At 67.9% G+C, this 16366-nt stretch carries 13 protein-coding genes; 7 read left to right on the top strand and 6 right to left on the bottom strand.

All coding sequences use genetic code 11. The annotated features are described in order from the left end of the window. Positions 1-10: 10 nt before the first annotated feature. Positions 11-715, bottom strand: coding sequence for a hypothetical protein (locus SYV04_RS11970; RefSeq protein WP_321545830.1), 705 nt, complete (start codon positions 713-715; stop codon positions 11-13). A gap of 235 nt (positions 716-950) precedes the next feature. Between SYV04_RS11970 and SYV04_RS11965 the strand changes: the two genes are divergently transcribed. Continuing rightward, entirely contained in the window at positions 951-3602 is a 2652-nt protein-coding gene (locus SYV04_RS11965; RefSeq protein WP_321545829.1) for a choice-of-anchor A family protein, read from the top strand. A gap of 6 nt (positions 3603-3608) precedes the next feature. On the opposite strand, the gene SYV04_RS11960 is transcribed toward SYV04_RS11965, so the two are convergent. Then, positions 3609-4331: a YebC/PmpR family DNA-binding transcriptional regulator gene (locus SYV04_RS11960; protein WP_321545828.1), complete on the bottom strand. Its 723-nt coding sequence runs from the start codon at positions 4329-4331 to the stop codon at positions 3609-3611. Positions 4332-4413: 82 nt separating this feature from the next. Between SYV04_RS11960 and SYV04_RS11955 the strand changes: the two genes are divergently transcribed. Beyond that, positions 4414-4998, top strand: a complete 585-nt coding sequence (locus SYV04_RS11955; protein WP_321545827.1) for an NADPH-dependent FMN reductase — start codon at positions 4414-4416, stop codon at positions 4996-4998. 19 nt (positions 4999-5017) lie between these two features. On the opposite strand, the gene SYV04_RS11950 is transcribed toward SYV04_RS11955, so the two are convergent. Then, complete coding sequence (locus SYV04_RS11950) at positions 5018-6430, bottom strand: L-serine ammonia-lyase (protein WP_321545826.1); 1413 nt, start codon at positions 6428-6430, stop codon at positions 5018-5020. A 139-nt stretch (positions 6431-6569) separates the two neighbouring features. On the opposite strand from SYV04_RS11950, the gene SYV04_RS11945 reads away from it, so the two are divergent. From SYV04_RS11945 to SYV04_RS11935, 3 genes are read left to right on the top strand one after another with little or no spacing between them, the layout of a single operon-like run. Continuing rightward, positions 6570-7262 carry a Wall-associated protein precursor gene (locus SYV04_RS11945; protein ID WP_321545825.1) on the top strand — a complete coding sequence of 231 codons (693 nt, stop codon included), beginning with the start codon at positions 6570-6572 and terminating at the stop codon, positions 7260-7262. Beyond that, positions 7240-7929, top strand: a complete 690-nt coding sequence (locus SYV04_RS11940; protein WP_321545824.1) for an imm11 family protein — start codon at positions 7240-7242, stop codon at positions 7927-7929. The genes SYV04_RS11945 and SYV04_RS11940 overlap by 23 nt, the downstream gene beginning before the upstream one ends. Before the next feature lie 52 nt (positions 7930-7981). Beyond that, the gene (locus SYV04_RS11935) at positions 7982-9634 is read left to right on the top strand and encodes a mechanosensitive ion channel family protein (RefSeq protein ID WP_321545823.1); all 1653 of its coding nucleotides are present in this window, start codon (positions 7982-7984) and stop codon (positions 9632-9634) included. Positions 9635-9703: 69 nt separating this feature from the next. Here the strand turns inward: SYV04_RS11935 and SYV04_RS11930 are convergent, their stop codons facing one another. Beyond that, the gene (locus tag SYV04_RS11930) at positions 9704-11668 is read right to left on the bottom strand and encodes a polysaccharide lyase family 7 protein (RefSeq protein ID WP_321545822.1); all 1965 of its coding nucleotides are present in this window, start codon (positions 11666-11668) and stop codon (positions 9704-9706) included. 48 nt (positions 11669-11716) lie between these two features. Continuing rightward, positions 11717-12355 carry a GNAT family N-acetyltransferase gene (locus SYV04_RS11925; RefSeq protein WP_321545821.1) on the bottom strand — a complete coding sequence of 213 codons (639 nt, stop codon included), beginning with the start codon at positions 12353-12355 and terminating at the stop codon, positions 11717-11719. A 118-nt stretch (positions 12356-12473) separates the two neighbouring features. Between SYV04_RS11925 and SYV04_RS11920 the strand changes: the two genes are divergently transcribed. Beyond that, on the top strand, positions 12474-15104 hold the full coding sequence (locus SYV04_RS11920; RefSeq protein WP_321545820.1) for a serine/threonine-protein kinase: 2631 nt from the start codon (positions 12474-12476) through the stop codon (positions 15102-15104). 15 nt (positions 15105-15119) lie between these two features. On the opposite strand, the gene SYV04_RS11915 is transcribed toward SYV04_RS11920, so the two are convergent. After that, entirely contained in the window at positions 15120-15623 is a 504-nt protein-coding gene (locus tag SYV04_RS11915) for a response regulator (RefSeq protein WP_321545819.1), read from the bottom strand. Positions 15624-15728: 105 nt separating this feature from the next. Here SYV04_RS11915 and SYV04_RS11910 point away from each other — a divergent pair, with 105 nt between their 5' ends. Further along, positions 15729-16280, top strand: a complete 552-nt coding sequence (locus SYV04_RS11910; protein WP_321545818.1) for a hypothetical protein — start codon at positions 15729-15731, stop codon at positions 16278-16280. Positions 16281-16366 lie beyond the last annotated feature (86 nt).

Here is a 16366-nt window from a genome sequence, read left to right as displayed (position 1 = left end):
GGCGCGGGGACTACGGCGCGCCGGGGGTGCCAGGGGGAGGCCCCTGGAAGAACTCGATGACCTTCTGGACTTCCTTCTTGCGCGCCTGCACGGAGGTGGTGAGCTGGGTGAGCCCCTGGGTGCGCTTCTCGATGTCGCCCCGCAGCGCGGCGATCTTCTCGTTGAGGGCGCGCACCTGCGCCTCCGCGTCCTGCACGGCCTTGGCGGTGGCCGTCTCGTTCACCTTCACATAGGCGTCCAGCGCGCGGCGCTGGTTCTGGGCGGCCAGGACGATCTTGTCCAACTCGAAGCCGAAGGCCTTGAGCGAGGCCTCGACGATCTGCTTCTTCACCGCCTGGGGCGTGGCCTCGGGCAGGCTCTTGAGCAGGTCCTCCGCCTTGCGCACGCGATCCAGCTCGGCGGAGTCCATGCCCAGCTCGCGGAAGATGGCGTCGAAGTCCGTGGGCGCGCCGGGCATCGCCGCCGGCAGCTTGTCGGCACTCAGGGCGGGCAGCGGAGAGGCGAGCTCGGGCTCGGGCATCGGCGCCGAGGCGGCCGGAGCACCCCGGCGAGTGCCCGGCACGGCGGCGCCCGCGGCGGCCAGCTCGGCGACGAGATCCGCGGCGCTCTTGTCTCCGCTCTCGGTGGGCAGCGCCTCTGCCTCCTCCGTTTTGTTGCCGTCCGACTCCACGAAGATACCGAGGAGCCTGGAACCCAAACCCTTCTGCTCGGACATGCCTGGCCTCGCACCGAGGGGCGGAAAGAGCCCTTGGAACAGCGCCTCTCTAGCATGAGTGGGAGCTGATCCACCTGCCCGGACACACCGCGTACAGTGGCTTACCTCTCCACTGGAAAATTTGGGCGGGCATAGAAAATTTCAGCAGTGGGCTTGAAATCTTCCGTTTTCGCAGGAATAATATCCAGAAATCCCGGCAATACACACTTTCTCAGAATCCGAGAAGGAGCCCAAGATGAGCCAGCCATCGATCCAGCACCAAGAGGGTTGCCAGAAGACGCGTGGGGTTGTGGGAAGGGCCTGTCTGCTGTGGGTGGCCGCGATGGCCGCGGTGGCCTGCGGTGGAGAGCCCGCCCGCCAGTCCGGACTGGCCGTGGGCACGGCGGAGCAGGAAGTCCGCAGCTCCCGGCAGGTGCTCATCCTCGGCAGCAGCGTGGAGGGAGGGCTGGAGAGCCGCGAGGCCAAGGCGGTGCGGGCCTGGGACTCGAACATGGCGGTGGAGGTGGTGACGCCGGAGCAGTGGCGAGCGATGACGGCCGAGCAGTTCATGTCCTACCGCGCGCTCATCATCGGTGATGCGGCGTGCCAGAGCGGGACGGCGGCGTTCCAGGCGGCGATCGACACGCGCAAGACGTGGGGCGCCATCGTGGACGGCGACGTCGTCCTCATCAGCACGGACCCGACGACCAACGGCACCGAGCAGCTGGTGGAGAACGGGGTGCGCTCGGCGCTCAACGCCGTGCAGCGCACGGGCATGTACATCGCCCTGGGCTGCGCCTACCAGGACGCCGCGCCCCAGACGCAGGTGACGTTGCTGGAGCCCTTCGGCACCTTCGAGGTGGAGGGCATTCCGGGCTGCGCCGGCGCCGGGCACATGTTCGAGATGTGGACGGACCTGATGTCGCGGGACCTGCAGGACGGGATGCTGCTGGGCACGAACGGGTGCGTGGCGCGCTCGGTGTTCACCCGCTACCCGGACCGCACCTTCTCGTACGCGGCGCTGGCGATGAGCGCGGGTGACGCGGAGCTGCCCGGCCAGCAGAGCATCCTGGACTTCACCTATTCGCCGGGCGAGCAGACGGCCTTCGCGGGCACGCCCTACGTGCTGGTGCGCGGGGCCTCGCCGCTGGGCGCCGGGTGCGGCACCCCCGAGTTCCAGCCGGGTGAGGAGTGCGACATGGGCGACGGCCTGAACGGGCAGCCGGCGCTCATGGGCCAGTCGGCGCACGAGACGTGCTCGTGGGCGTGCCGCAACACCTGGTGTGGTGACGGCTTCGTGGATCCGAGCCAGGGTGAGGAGTGCGACAACGGCTCGATGAACGGCCGGACCCGGGACTCCTCGGGCAGCATCGGCACCTGTACCTCGTTCTGCAAGCTGCCCCAGCTCCAGCAGCCGCCCTCCACCCAGCCGCCCACGGCGCTCTGCCAGAACGTGACGGTGGTGGCGGAGTACACCTGCGGCGTGTCGGCGAGCATCGACGCGGGCTCGGGGGACGCGGATGGGGACCTGGTGGGCTGCACCCAGAGCCCGGCGGGCCCGTACGCCATCGGCGACACGCTGGTGAAGCTGACGTGCGTGGACACGGAGGGCCAGCAGTCGGAATGCACCAGCGTGGTGACGGTGCTGGACCGCGTGCGGCCGATGCTGGCGCTCAACGGTCCGGAGAGCCAGACGCTGGAGTGCGTCCGGGGCGGCACGTACTCCGACCCTGGTGTTGCGGCCAGCGACCTGTGCGAGGGTGAGCTGCCCGCCAGCAGCATCTCGACGGAGGGCGGGGTGAGCCTGGAGGTGCCGGGCGCCGAGTACGTGCTGAGCTACCTGGCGACGGACTCGGCGGGCAACACCTCCGAGCCGGCGACGCGCACGGTCTCCGTGCAGGACACGCAGGCGCCGCAGCTCCAGGTTCGCTCTGGCCCCGCCACGGTGGCGTGCAAGGGCGCGCCCTACGTGGATCCGGGCGCCACGGCCTCGGACGGCTGCGCGGGCGACCTGACGCCGAACGTCACGGTGACGAGCAACCTGGACCAGACGCGCGCCGGTCAGTACACGGTGACGTACCGGGTGGCGGACCCCTCGGGCCACGTGAGCACCGCGCAGCGCCAGCTCACGGTGGGCCCCTGCTCCACCTGCATCGACGTGCATCTGGGGGACTACAACCTCTTCCTGCTGGAGGACTACAGCGGGGGCGTGGACGTGCAGGGCAAGGTGGCCGCGGGCGGCAACATCTCCATGACGAACTTCGCGGTGGGCGCCAGCCTGCCGGCCAGCGACACGGCGAACGTGCTGGTGGCGGGCGGCAACCTGACGCTGGCCAACGGCAGCATCTGGGGCAACGCCTGGTACGGTGGCACCTACAGCGCCAACCAGGGCGTGACGCCTCGCCGGGGCCCCGTGCAGAAGGGCACGCCCATCAACTTCGCGGCGCGGTTCGCGGAGCTGCGCGGCCTGACCGCCCAGCTGGCGGCCCTGCCGGTCAACGGCACGACGAAGCGTGAGTCCTGGGGTGGCATCTTCCTGACGGGCACCCACGCCCAGACGAACGTCTTCACGCTGAACGCCAGCGCCCTCAACGGCGCGGCGCTGATGAACATCACCGCGCCGGCCGGCTCGCTGGCGATCATCAACATCTACGGCAGCTCGGCCACGTTCCGGAACTTCGGCATCCAGCGCAACGGCGGCATCGACCAGCACGGCATCCTGTTCAACTTCGTGGATACCACCAGCATCACCGCCTCCAGCTTCGGCTTCTGGGGCACGGTGCTGGCGCCGCACGCCCGCGTCAACTTCAACAACGGCAGCTGGGATGGTGGCATCTACGCCATCTCGCTGACGGGCAACGCCGAGGGCCACGTCAACGCGCTGAACAACCGGCAGCTCTGCCAGTAACGGCCGTTACCCCAGGTTGTGGAAGACGCGCTGGACATCCTCGTCCTGCTCCAGCGCGTCCACCACTTCCAGCACCTCGTTGGCCTTGTCCTCGGGCAGCTCGATGAGGTTCTGGGCGATGTACTCGGACTCCACGGAGAGCGGGTGGAGTCCGCGGGCCTCGATGGCGGACTGGAGCTGACCGAAGTCGTTGAAGGCGCAGCGGATGATGATCTGCTTCTCGCCCTTCTCACCGGTCCCCTCGCCCATCTCCTGCAGGCCGTGGTCGATGAGCTCCAGCTCGAGCGTATCCAGGTCGAGCCCCTCGGGAGCGAGGCGGAAGACGCCCATGCGCTGGAAGAGGTAGGAGACGCTGCCGGAGGTGGCGAGGTTGCCGCCGCCGTCCTTCAAGTGCATGCGGACGTTGGCCACGGTGCGCACCACGTTGTCGGTGGCGGTCTCCACGAGGATGGCGATGCCGTGGGGCCCGTAGCCCTCGTAGAGCACCACTTCGTAGGCCTTGGAGTCCTGGCCGCTGGCGCGCTTGATGGCGGCCTCGACCTTGTCCTTGGGCATGTTGCCGGCGCGGGCGTTCTGCAGCGCGCGACGCAGGGTGGGGTTGGTGTCCGGGTTGGGGCCACCGGCCTTCACTGCGATGGCGATGTCCTTGCTGATCCGCGTGAACAATTTGGCCATCTTGTTCCAGCGGGCCATCATCGTGCTTTTGCGGGTTTCGAAGATGCGTCCCATGGCGGCGGATATTAAGGTGCGCGGCTGCCTACACTCAAACCCGTTGTTTCAACTCACCCTCGACCCACGGACAGGCACACTCATGGTCAAGATCTACGTCGTTGCTGGCTCGGTGCGTCCCGGCAGGTTCAACATCCAGCCGGCCACGTGGATCTACGAGTTGGCGAAGAAGCGCACGGACTTCGAGACGGAGTTGATCGACCTGGCGGAGGTGAAGCTGCCGTTCCTGGACGAGCCGACGCCTCCGGCGCAGCACAAGTACTCGCACGAGCACACGAAGAAGTGGTCCGCGACCATCGAGGCGGGAGACGGGTTCATCTTCGTCACGCCCGAGTACAACCACTCCTTCTCTCCGGTGCTGAAGAACGCGATCGACTACCTGTTCGTGGAGTGGAACTACAAGCCGGTGAGCTTCGTGAGCTACGGCTCGCTGGCGGGAGGCTCTCGCGCGGTCGAGCACCTGCGGGGCGTGGCGGCCGAGGTGAAGATGTATGACTTGCGCGAGCAGATCCTGCTGCCGAACTACTGGGAGCACCTGGACGCGCAGGGCCAGTACCAGTTCAATGACAAGCACGTCGCCGCGGCCAACGGCATCTTCGATAGCCTTTCGTTCTGGGCGGCGAAGATGAAGGAAGCGCGGAAGGAATTGGCGCAGAAGAAGAAGTAGGCCACGGCCTGCTGGGACTTCAGCACTCCGGCAGGCCGACGCTGAGGTTGGACACCTCCAGGACATTGACGGCGAGCCCGCCGCGCGCGGTCTCCTTGTACTTGTCCTTCATGTCTCGGCCGGTGTCGCGCATGGTCTTGATGACCTTGTCGAGGCTCACGAAGTGGGTGCCATCGCCCGAGAGCGCCATGCGCGCGGCGTTGATGGCCTTCACGGAGGCCATGGCGTTGCGCTCAATGCAGGGCACCTGGACGAGCCCGCCGATGGGGTCGCAGGTGAGCCCCAGGTTGTGCTCCATGGCGATCTCGGCTGCGTTCTCCACCTGGAGCGGGGTGCCGCCGAGCACCTCGGTGAGCGCGCCAGCGGCCATGGAGCAGGCACTGCCCACTTCGCCCTGGCAGCCCACCTCGGCGCCGCTGATGGAGGCGTTCTCCTTATAGAGCACGCCAATGGCGGCGGCGGTCAGGAGGAAGCGGACGACGCCACCCTCGTCGGCACCCGGGACGAAGCGCCAGTAGTAGTGCAGCACGGCGGGGATGATGCCGGCGGCCCCGTTGGTGGGCGCCGTCACGACGCGCCCGCCGGCGGCGTTTTCCTCGTTCACGGCGAGGGCGTAGAGGTTCACCCAGTCGAGCACGGTGAGGGGGTTGGTGAGCCCCGCCTCGGGGCGGCTCAACAGGCGCTGGTAGAGCTTGGCGGCGCGACGCTCGACCTTGAGCCCGCCGGGGAGGATGCCCGACGTGGCGCAGCCCCGCTTCACGCAGGCCTGCATGACGTCCCACACCCGTAGCAGGCCGGAGCGGATGTCCGCCTCCGAGCGCCAGACCTTCTCGTTCTCGAGCATCACGGCGCTGATGGACAGCCGCTCGCGGTCACAGTGCGCCAGGAGCTCGGAGGCCAGACGGAAGGGGAAGCGCTGGCGGGTCTCATCCTCGCGGAGGGGAGGCTGGCCTTGCTCGGCGCCCTCGTTCACGACGAAGCCGCCGCCCACGGAGTAGTAGACGCGAACGGAGAGCTCGGCACCGGAGGCGTCCCAGGCGGAGAAGCGCATGCCGTTGGGGTGATAGGGCAGGGTGCGGCGGCGGTGGAGCACGAGCTGCTCGCCCTCGCGGAAAGGCACCTCGCGCAGGCCGAGCACGGAGACACGCCCCTCGGACTGCCAGCGGGAAACGCGAGCGGGGATGGACTCCACGTCGACACCCTCGGGAGTCTCACCTTGGAGGCCAAGAAGCACCGCCTTGTCGCTGCCGTGGCCCTTGCCCGTGGCGCCGAGGGAGCCGAACAGCTCGACCTTGAGGCGGGCCAGGCGCTCGAGCTTGCCCTCCTCCCGCAACTGAAGGGCGAACGTCCGAGCGGCGCGCATGGGGCCGACGGTGTGCGAGCTGGAGGGACCGATACCGATCTTGAAGAGGTCGAAGACGCTGACAGCCATGAGGGTGTCAACATGGCACGTCCACGAAACATGGAGCCTGCTTGCCTGCCCGCTGTCCCCGGCGGAGAGCGATGGCTCCCATCAGAGAAACGAAGCCAATCGTTTGGTACATCAAGGAAATGAAGGGAGGAGTTCACGCATGGGGCGAATGAAAGACGCGGGTCTCTTCCGCCTTCTCTGTCTGTGGGTCGTGCTTTTGAGCCTCGCGACGGGTTGCTCCTCGGGAGCACACTCCACCGCGAGCCGACTGGCCGACACGAGTCAGCCGACCGACGCGAGCCAGCCCATCTACCTGGCTCAAGTCTCATGCTGGGACACGGAGAGTTGCTGCATCTGGAGGGATCCGCTGACCGCGGCGAACCGCTGTATGGTCACCCCGACGAGGATCGCCGAAGTCCTCAACGGCGTGAAGACGCTCCACGGTGCTACGCAAGCCAGGGCGGCGACGCTCAAAGATCAGGCCCAAGACGAAGAGGACGCCAGGTTCTCCGAAGCCGCCGAAGCCGAAGGAGAATCCGCCCCCGAGCCTCCCGACTGCCAAGGGCAGAACCACCACGTCATCTCTCGCCCCATCGCCAAGGCGCTGGAGGAGCATCCAACGCTTCGCGGTCTGTACGAGCCAAGGGATGAACGCTACGTGGCCAAGGCGAAGGACAAAGAGTCGCACTGTGGCTATCAGAAATGGCACCGCGATGTGGACCTGGAGATCATCCGGTGGCTGAGCAGGGAGAGCAGAGCGACGCCAGCAGAGTTCATGGCGAAGTTGCGCGAGATCTACAACCGCGAGGATATGCTCAAGAGGTTTCCCCATGGTTTCGGACCTGCCACCTGACCCGCGCTTCTTCGTGCTCGAGGCGGACGTGTGGGGGCCTCTCGACACCCAGTTCGATAAGGCTGGAGCTGTCAACCGAGGAGATGCCCCGCGTTGCCCACAATGTGGTGAGCCCATCGGCTTGCTGACGTGGCTGCCGCCCTACCGAGTCGAGCTGGAGTTGCATGGCCAGGGTTTTGGCGACTTCGCGGCGGGGCCTGGGAATGATGTGCTCATCTCCGAGCGGTTCGCACAGGCGTTTCGAGCGGAAGGCCTGACCGGACTGCTCGGCTTCCACACCGTCGAGGTGGTGCGCGCGCGTCGGAAACGAAAGGGCCCCAAGCCTGGTGCCGTGCCAGCTTACGTTGTCGTGAGCCCAGGCTTTGGGCGTGCGGCGGTTGACGAGGTTCGGAGCCACTTGCGCCACAAGAAGCCCATGACCTGCGCTGAGTGCCGCTACTCCAGTCTGGACTCCATCCACGGCTTCGTTCTCGAGCCGGGCACCTGGCAGGGCGAGGACGTGTTCCGCCCCCGTGGCCTTCAAGGGGACATCGTCGTCTCCGAGCGCTTCGCAGCGCTCGTCAAACGCCACGGCTTCACGAACATGAAGCTCATCCCCACGGAGGAGTACATCTGGGATCCGGCTCGCAAGGGGCCACCGGCAGCCCGCTCGGCTGCTCCTCCCTGATATCAGGGGTGGAGTGAAAGTGACGCGGCGTGGGTCTAGAGTACCCCCCGTCATGGTGATTTCCCGCTTTGCTGACACCCCCGAGCTGAACAACGCGCTGCTCGTCGGCTCCACGGTCCTTCTCTCGCTGCTCGCCATCTGGACGGTGGTCGGCGTCTCCAGCTTCCTGGTCCGCCAGGGCATCCGGGCCAGTGGCATCCAGGCCCTCATCTCCTTTGGCGAGGGCTTCTCCAAGCGGGCACGGCTCATCGCCGCCCTGCTCTCGTTCGGGCTGGTCCTCGCCGGCACCGGGCTGCTCGGCTACGCCATCTGGCAGAGCGCCGATCTGCAGCCGTGGTGGGACCGGCTCCTGCTGGAAATCACCCCCGACATGCTCAAGGCCCTGGGACGCAGCTCGGGCCTGCTGGTGCTGCTGCTCATCGGCTTCTACACGCTGCAGCGCAGCGGCCGGCGCGTGATGGCTCGCGTCGAGCGGGTGATCCACGAGCGCCAGCTCCCCGAGGCGCAGCGGATCCATGTCGAGAAGCTCCTGGGCTACCTGCCCTCCGTCATCAACCTCGCGCTCGCCTACACCGTGGTGCGTCTGGCGGTCGCGGCCATCGGCGTGCCGTCCGCCGTCGAGTGGCTGCTCACCACCGCCATCTACATCCTGCTGCTCATCACCGGCGGCCGCGCGCTGGTGTGTCTGCTCTACTTCATCTCCGAGCGGCTGGTCTCCTCCTGGGAGGACAAGAGCAAGGGGACTCCACTCGAGGAGTACTACGCCGCCCTGCGGCGCCTGCTCCCCGTGGGCCAGAAGAGCCTCGAGGCCATCACCTACATCTCGGTGGCCACCCTGATCGTCCACAGGTTCCAGGCGCTGGAGCCTGCCGCCCCCTACGGGCCCGTCCTCATCCGCGTCGTCTCGATGTTCTTCGCCGCCAGCGTGGTGGTCGAGTTCGGCCGCGTCATGGTCGCGCGGCTGCTGTCCTCCTCGACCGCCTCCGTGGCCGATGACGTGCAGCGTCGGCGCAGCACGTTCGTCCAGTTGCTCCAGAGCATCATCAAGTACGTCATCTACTTCTGCATCTGCATGATGGTGCTGAGCGACTTCGGCATCGACCCCACGCCCATCCTCGCGGGCGCCGGCATCGTGGGCCTCACCGTGGGCCTCGGCGCCCAGACCATCGTCCAGGACCTGCTCAACGGCATCTTCCTCCTGTTCGAGGATCAGATCCTCAACGGGGACTACATCCGCATCGGCGACACCGAGGGCGTGGTGGAGGAGATCACCCCCCGCGTCACCCGCATCCGGGATCGCTTCGGGCGCCTGCACATCATGCGCAATGGCGAGGTGAAGAACGTCATCAACTACAGCCGAGGCTGGACGCTGGCGGTGGTGGAGATGAGCGTCGCGTATGAGACGGACCTGAGGAAGGCGCTCCGGGTCATCAACGAGATCAGCGCCGCACTGCCCGACCTGCTGCCGGGCAAGGCCATGGAGGCGCCCAAGGTCATGGGCATCGAGGCCATGGACGAGAGCTGCCTCCGGGTCCGCATCGAGACCAAGGTGGCGCCGGGGTGTCACTACGAGGTGAAGCGGATGCTGAACCTGCTCCTGGTGGAGGGCTTCAACGCCCACAACCTGGAGATCCCCTACCCCAAGTCCGTGGAGCTCGCTCCTCCGGAGCCCATCCCGCCGCAGGAGGGGAAGGTCGCGGCCTGACGGGTTCGCGAAGACGGACGGCGCGAGCCGAAGCCCGCGCCGCCGGTCTCACCGTCTGAAGCCTGGAAGCTACGGATGCGTGTGGGTCACGGAGTAGAACGTGGCCTGCACGTAGTCGCTGCTCGTGCCGGTGTTGTTCTGGTTATAGACGCCGGCTTTGAAGTACATGCTCAGGTTGTTGTAGCCGGACTCCAGGGTGAAGTTCGCCGTGACGGTCGCGCGGCCCTCGGGCGTCACCTTCACCGTCATGGCCTGGCCGACGACCTTGATCTCGTAGCTCCACTTCTCACCGAGCAGCACCCCGTTGCTGGGGTTCAGGTTGTTCGGATCGCCGATGATGGCGTGGTAGCTGGTGCTGTTGGACGGCGTGTCGTGGGCGAAGTAGATGGCGCCGCGCGAGTCCGAGGGGCGCTTGTGGTAGTACAGCCGGATCGGCTCGCTGTCCGGTCCGTGGATCTGCCCGACGATGACGCGGCCGACCTTGCCGCTCTCACCCGTGGTGGAGACGTGGTCCACGGTGAGCGTCGCCCGGAGCGTCCCGTCCACGCCGCCCGCGGCGCTCTTGGCGGACGAGGAGGAGGTCGAGAACACCCAGTTGTTGGCGGCGGCGCTCGCGCTGCCACTCGGAGCGAGCATCTCGCGCAGCTCCGTGCGCGAGTAGCTGGAGTTGGCCGTCGTGTCCGCGAGGTTCGGACAGCGGAACGTTATTCCGCCCGTCTCCGGGTCCGTGAAGAACGTGCCCTCGAGTTCATAGCCGTTGCTCAGTGAGGCCGCGCTGATCTCGCTGGCGCTGGGCAGCGTCAGCTTCCAGTGCGTCAGGTCGAAGTTGTCACCCGGGGGCGCCGACGGATCCAGCCCGCCCGAGCTCGCCGTAATCGTGTACGTGCCGCTGCGCACCGCGCTGGGGGTGAGCCCGCTCTGGTAGGCGATGGCCTTCAGCGTGGTCGTCGCGCTGATCGTCACCGGGCCGCTGTAGAGCGTACCGGTGGAGGCGCTCGGCGTGCTGCCATCCGTGGTGTAGCGGATGGAGGCGCCGGGCGTGCTGGAGCCAAGGGTGACGGTCTGGGCGCTGGTGTACGTCCCGGCGGCGGGGCTGAACGAGGGCGTCGCCACCTGGCCCGCCGTGCTGCCCACTCCCCAGAGCTCCACCTCACTGATGCTGTTCCAGCCATTGCCCGAGCTGTTGCCGTGCCCCACGATTCGGACGTAGCGGGCGTTGATGTCGGCGAAGTCGTAGGTCTCGAAGCTGGTCGTCGTCCCGCTGCTCACGCCTCCGCTGATCAGCGTCGTCCAAGGGCCGCTCGTGGAGTCGCCGGCGAGCACGTCGAAGGTGGTGGTGCGGGTGTTGCCCTGGTACCAGGCGATCTTGATGAACCGCACGCTCTGGGTGGCGCTCAGGTCGAAGGTGATGTTCGCGCCATCGCCCTGGCCCGCCCAGCGGGTGCCGAGGTTGCCGTCCACCGCGTTCGCCGGCACGGCGTTGTTCGTCGTGTCATAGGTGCTGGCCGTCACCGCCGAGCCCGGAACCGGCAGCGCTCCGAGCGTGTTCGCCGCTCCCCACAGCTCCACCTCGGTGATGCTGTTCCAGCCGTTGCCCGAGCTGTTGCCGTGTCCCACGATCCGGACATAGCGGGCGCTGGTGTCGGCGAAGTCGTAGGTCTCGAAGCTGGTCGTCGCCCCGCTGCTCACGCTCCGGTTGAGCAGCGTCGTCCACGGGCCGCTCGGGGAGGCACTGGCGAGCACATCGAAGGTCGTGGTGCGGGTGTCGCCCTGGTGCCAGGCGATCTTGATGAACTGCACGCTCTGCGCGGCGCCCAGATCGAAGGTGATGTTCGCGCCGTCACCCTGGCCTGCCCAGCGGGTGCTCAGGTTACCGTCCACCGCGTTGGTGGGCACGGCGTTGTTCGCCGCGTCGTAGGTGCTGGCCGTCACCGCGGAACCCGGGACGGAGAACTTCGTGGCCGACTGCGCGGAGGCTTCGACTGCTACCAGAAGTGAAAGAGTCAGGAGCAGGAGGGGGCGTTGGAGGTTCATTGGGAGAACGTAACGCCAGAAATACATGTAAATCCAGCAATCCTGGCGTCAGGGGATTCGTTGCCCGATGAAGTCAAAGGCCTGGAGCGGCAGCTGGCTGGCCGGTGTTCGCGGGTACTCGGAGTCCAGGAGGGTGAAGCACAGCAGGTCGCCCCGCTGGTGGTGCGGGGCGAGTTGCCGGTCGCGCAGGCGCCCCTCGAAGGTGAACCCCAGCCGGCGCGCCACCGCCGCGCTGCGCTCGTTCCGCGGCGAGCACATCAGGTCCATGCGCTTCACCTTGTCGAACTCGAAGGCGATCTTCACCAGCGCGGAGGCCATCTCCGAGGCGATGCCTTGACCCACCGCGTCGAGGCGCAGCCAGTAGCCCACCTCGAGCGCGCCCAGGCCGGCCCGCTTGAGCAGATAGCCCTCTCCCAGCAGCTTCCCGGTGTCGGGCTCGAACGTCCCATAGACGCGGTCCTGATCCAGATCGAAGCCCCCGCGGAACTTGCGCACCTGCGCGGCATGGGTCTCCAGCGGCAGAAGCCCCTCCGGCAAGCGCGGGAAGAAGTCCGCCAGGTGGTCTCCACTGGAATCCACCGCCTCCTTGCGGCGCGCGGCATCCGCCGGCTCCATGCAACGCAACAGCAGTCGGGGCGTTCTCAGGAGGTAGGGAGGGCTGGGAGGGATTGCGGTGGGCGTGCTCATACGGGGAGTTCTACAAGAGAAGTTCTCGGGCGTGTGGGGCTCCAACTTCCTGGGGGTTGGACGCCCTCGGGGGGCGGCTGGGCCATGCCGAAAGGGCCTGTGCTAAGGTAGGCAACCGATGGACGAGGAGGAGAAGCCGCCTCAAGCCGAGGCGCGGGACAAGACTGTCATCGCCCCGCCGCCGGAGGAGAGGCCACGGGATGGCGCGGGGCGTACCCGGACGGCGGAGCGCAAGCTTCAGCCCTCCGCGGAACCCCCGGGCGCCCCCGCGCGCACGCGCACGGTGGAGCGCAAGCTTCAGCTCTCTCCCGAGCTCCAGGCGGCTCCCGCGCGCACCCGCACCTCCGAGCGCAAGCTCGACCTTCCCTCCGAGCCCTCGGGTCCCCCCGCGCGCACGCGCACGGTGGAGCGCAAGCTCGACCTCCCCTCAGAGCCTTCGGGTCCCCCCGCGCGCACGCGCACGGTAGAGCGCAAGCTTCAGCTCTCTCCCGAGCTTCAGGCGGCTCCCGCGCGCACCCGCACCTCCGAGCGCAAGCTCGCGCTCCCTCCGGAGCGCGAGGCGAAGCGGTCCTCCACGTCGGTGCCCGTGGTCCGCGTCGAGGAAGAAGAGAACAAGATCCCGACCGCCCCCACCACCCTGCCCGGAGCGCCTTCCGGTGCGGAGGCCTCGGCGGACCCCGACACCCTGAAGGACGCGCCCCTCCGGACGCTTCCGGGAGTGCCCCTCCTGGCGGAGGAAGCGCCGCCCCCGACCACCGTCGAGCGCACCGTCATGGTGCGGCATCCCGAGCCCCCCGCGTCCCGGACGCAGCCCGGTGCCTTGTCGGCTCCCCCGGTCGAGCTGGAAGCCCCGCCCGAGTCGCCCTTCCTCACCCTGCCGGGAGAGCCCCCTATCACGGACAAGCGTCCGGCGATCGCCGTCGAGCGCACCGTCATGGTGCGGGCGCCCGAGGCCCCCACTTCCAGCAGCCCGCCGACGGAGGAGGAGCCTGAGGTTGCCAGCGGCCGCACTCTGCCGAGCTCGCGGAAGACGCAGGTGGGCCCCGAGCGGGCCGAGACCCAGCCGCAGGAAGAGGAGGCCGCCTCCGTCGTCGAGGGCATGAAGCTGGGGGGCTACCAGCTCATCCGGAGGATTGGCGCCGGCGGCATGGGCACCGTGTGGCTGGCCTCCCAGCTCTCGCTGGACCGCGAGGTGGCCGTGAAGATCCTCCGACCGGGCTTCGCGGGGGATCCGCAGTTCGTCTACCGCTTCACGCAGGAGGCCTTCGCCGCCGCCCAGCTCATCCACCACAACATCGTGCAGATCTACGACTGTGGTTCGGACAAGCAGATCCACTTCTTCAGCATGGAGTTCGTGGATGGCACGACGCTGCTGGCCCTGCTCAAGCGCGGCGCCGCGCTCGAGCCGGAGGTGGCCACCGGCTACGTGCTCCAGGCGGCGCGCGGGCTGAAGTTCGCCCACGAGCGGGGCATGGTCCACCGGGACATCAAGCCCGACAACCTGCTGCTCAACAACAACGGCATCGTCAAGGTGGCGGACATGGGCCTGGTGAAGCTCGCCAGGGCCGCGCGCTCCACCCCGCGCCCGGTCACGTATATCGGCAAGAATCCCCAGGAGTACGCCATGGGGACGCCGGCCTACATGGCGCCCGAGCAGGTGATGAACTCCTCGAAGGTGGACGCGCGCGCGGACATCTACTCGCTGGGGTGCACGCTCTACCACCTGCTCACGGGGCGCCCGCCCTTCGTGGCCGAGTCGCTCAACACGGTGATGGACATGCACGTCAAGGAGGCGCCCCTGCCTCCGGACAAGCGCAACAAGGACGTGCCCGAGGCGCTCTCGGCGGTGGTGATGCGGATGATCGCCAAGCGCCCCGAGGAGCGCTACCAGGACATGGGCGAGGTCATCCGCGCGCTCGAGGGCTTCCTGGGGGTGGAGGGGAACGCGAGCTTCGCGCCGCGCGAGCAGCACGCCAGCCTCTTGGAGCGCTGCGTGCAGGAGTTCAATCAGTCGGCCTGGGCGCTGCGGCGCCGCTGGCTGGTCTTCGTCCTCATGCTGCTGACGGCGCTGGGCACGGGCCTGGCCGAGTGGCGGCTGGGAGAGCCCTCGGGGCTGGGCGTGGCGAGCTTCGCCGGCTTCTCGTGGCTGGCCTCCTTCATCATGCGCGGGCTGCTGGAGAAGGGAGCGCTCTTCCTGCGCTTCCGCCAGTTCGTCTTCCAGGCGCCGCTGATCACCTGGCTGCTGTGGATTCTGCTGCTGGGAGGCGCAGGCTACGGCCTCTACCACTTCGGGGTATTGGTGCCGACGGTGGCGATGATGGGCAGCGCGCTCCTGGTCGCCATCGCCTTCTACCTGCTGGTGGATCGCCGCGTGGAGGCCGAGCGCCGGCCCCCGGTGAGCCAGGTGGAGCAGATGCTGCGCTCCATGCGCCTGCGCGGGCTGGAGGAGAGCGCGCTGCGCCAGTTCGTGTGTACCTACAGCGGCGAGAACTGGGAGGCCTTCTACGAGGCGCTCTTCGGCTACGACGCGAAGATGATCGCCCGCGAGCGCTGGGGCCTCAACGCCAAGGACCTGCCCCGTGAGCAGCACTCCGCCTGGAGGGATCCGCTCATCCGGTGGATCGACGTGCTGCAGGCCCGCCGCCGCCGTCGCCGGGAGCAGCGGCAGCTCAAGGTGCTCAAGAAGAAGAAGGAGACGGCGCAGGCCGCTCAGGCCGAGGAGCCCGCGCTCCCTCCCTCGGAGGAGTGAGGCCCCGGGAGCCGCTCAGGTGTGGGAGGCGTCGCCTTCTTCGGTGAAGGTGCGCACCACCTCGCGTACCTGGTCCCGGTTGACGGGCTTGCGCAGCTCGGTCAGCGGCCCGGTTTCCGGGAACTCCTCGAGGATCTGCTCCCACGAGTAGTCGGAGTAGGCCGAGCACAGCACCACGGGGAGCTTGGGGGCCACCTTGCGCAGGTGGCGCAGCGTCTCCACGCCGTTCCAGCCGGGGGGCATCCGGTAGTCCAGGAAGGCCAGGTCGTAGGGGTGGCCGGCTTCCTGGGCCTGCCTCACCTTCTCGAGCCCCTCCTGTCCCTGGAGGGCCGAGTCCACCTCGAAGTCCAGCTCGGGGGGGCTCTCTGTCGGAGCCGTTCCGAAGAGCGCCTCCTCCATCAGGTCTAGCGCCTTCCTGCCCTCCTTGCGTTCTGGACAGAGCAGACGGCGGAAGTCGTGATGAATGGCCTCCGAGTCATCGATGATGAGGATTCGCTTCTTGCTCGCGCGCGCGGTCACGGTGCTCCCTTAACGGCATGATAGGGCAGTTCCAGCGACGTCTGGGGTGGGTTGGTCGCCGAGGAGCCAGGCGACTCGGGCCCGGACGGGCTGGGAGGAGCGGACATGGCACTGCGGACATGGATGAGGCCGGGGAGCGGAGGGACTGCCCTGGCGGTGGCGGTGCTGCTCTTCGCGCCCACGGCCCTGGCGGCGAAGGTGAGCCTGCTCAACCTGGGCACCGGGCCGGACGACGTCGTCATCAGCCCGGGAGTCCTGGGCACCCTCTCGACCCGACCCGGGGGCTCCGTAACTTCCCTGGGAGCCGAGCTGAGCATCTACAAGTCCATCCCGGAGAGCCGGATTCCGGCCTCCACGGTGGGCGCCTTCATGCAGTGGCAGCGGGTGGGCTCCGACCACCACCGCTTCAGCGGTGGAATCCAGGCGGGCGCCCTCATCTTTGGAATGGAACTCGGGGGGACCTACGAGACGGCAGGGGAGGAGCGCGCCGCGACGGCGAGCCTCCACCTGGCCCCCTACGTCAGCATCGGGTACGTGGCGCTGAGCGTGCGCTTCGGCATTCCCGTCTGGACGCGCGGCGACGATCGGCCGGGGCACGGCCATGACATCGGGCTGTCGCTGGCGCTCAAGCTGCCCATCACCGTTGGACCCGATTGAGCGGAAGCTTCCCGCACTGTCCAGGCTTTGATCAGGGTGGGAGGTACGGAGAAGACCCGACAGGTGGGTGTGAGGGGCGGTTGACG

It is taken from the genome of Hyalangium ruber, from assembly GCF_034259325.1.
Taxonomy (GTDB): Bacteria; Myxococcota; Myxococcia; order Myxococcales; family Myxococcaceae; genus Hyalangium_A; species Hyalangium_A rubrum.
This window is presented reverse-complemented; position numbering and strand designations above follow the sequence as displayed.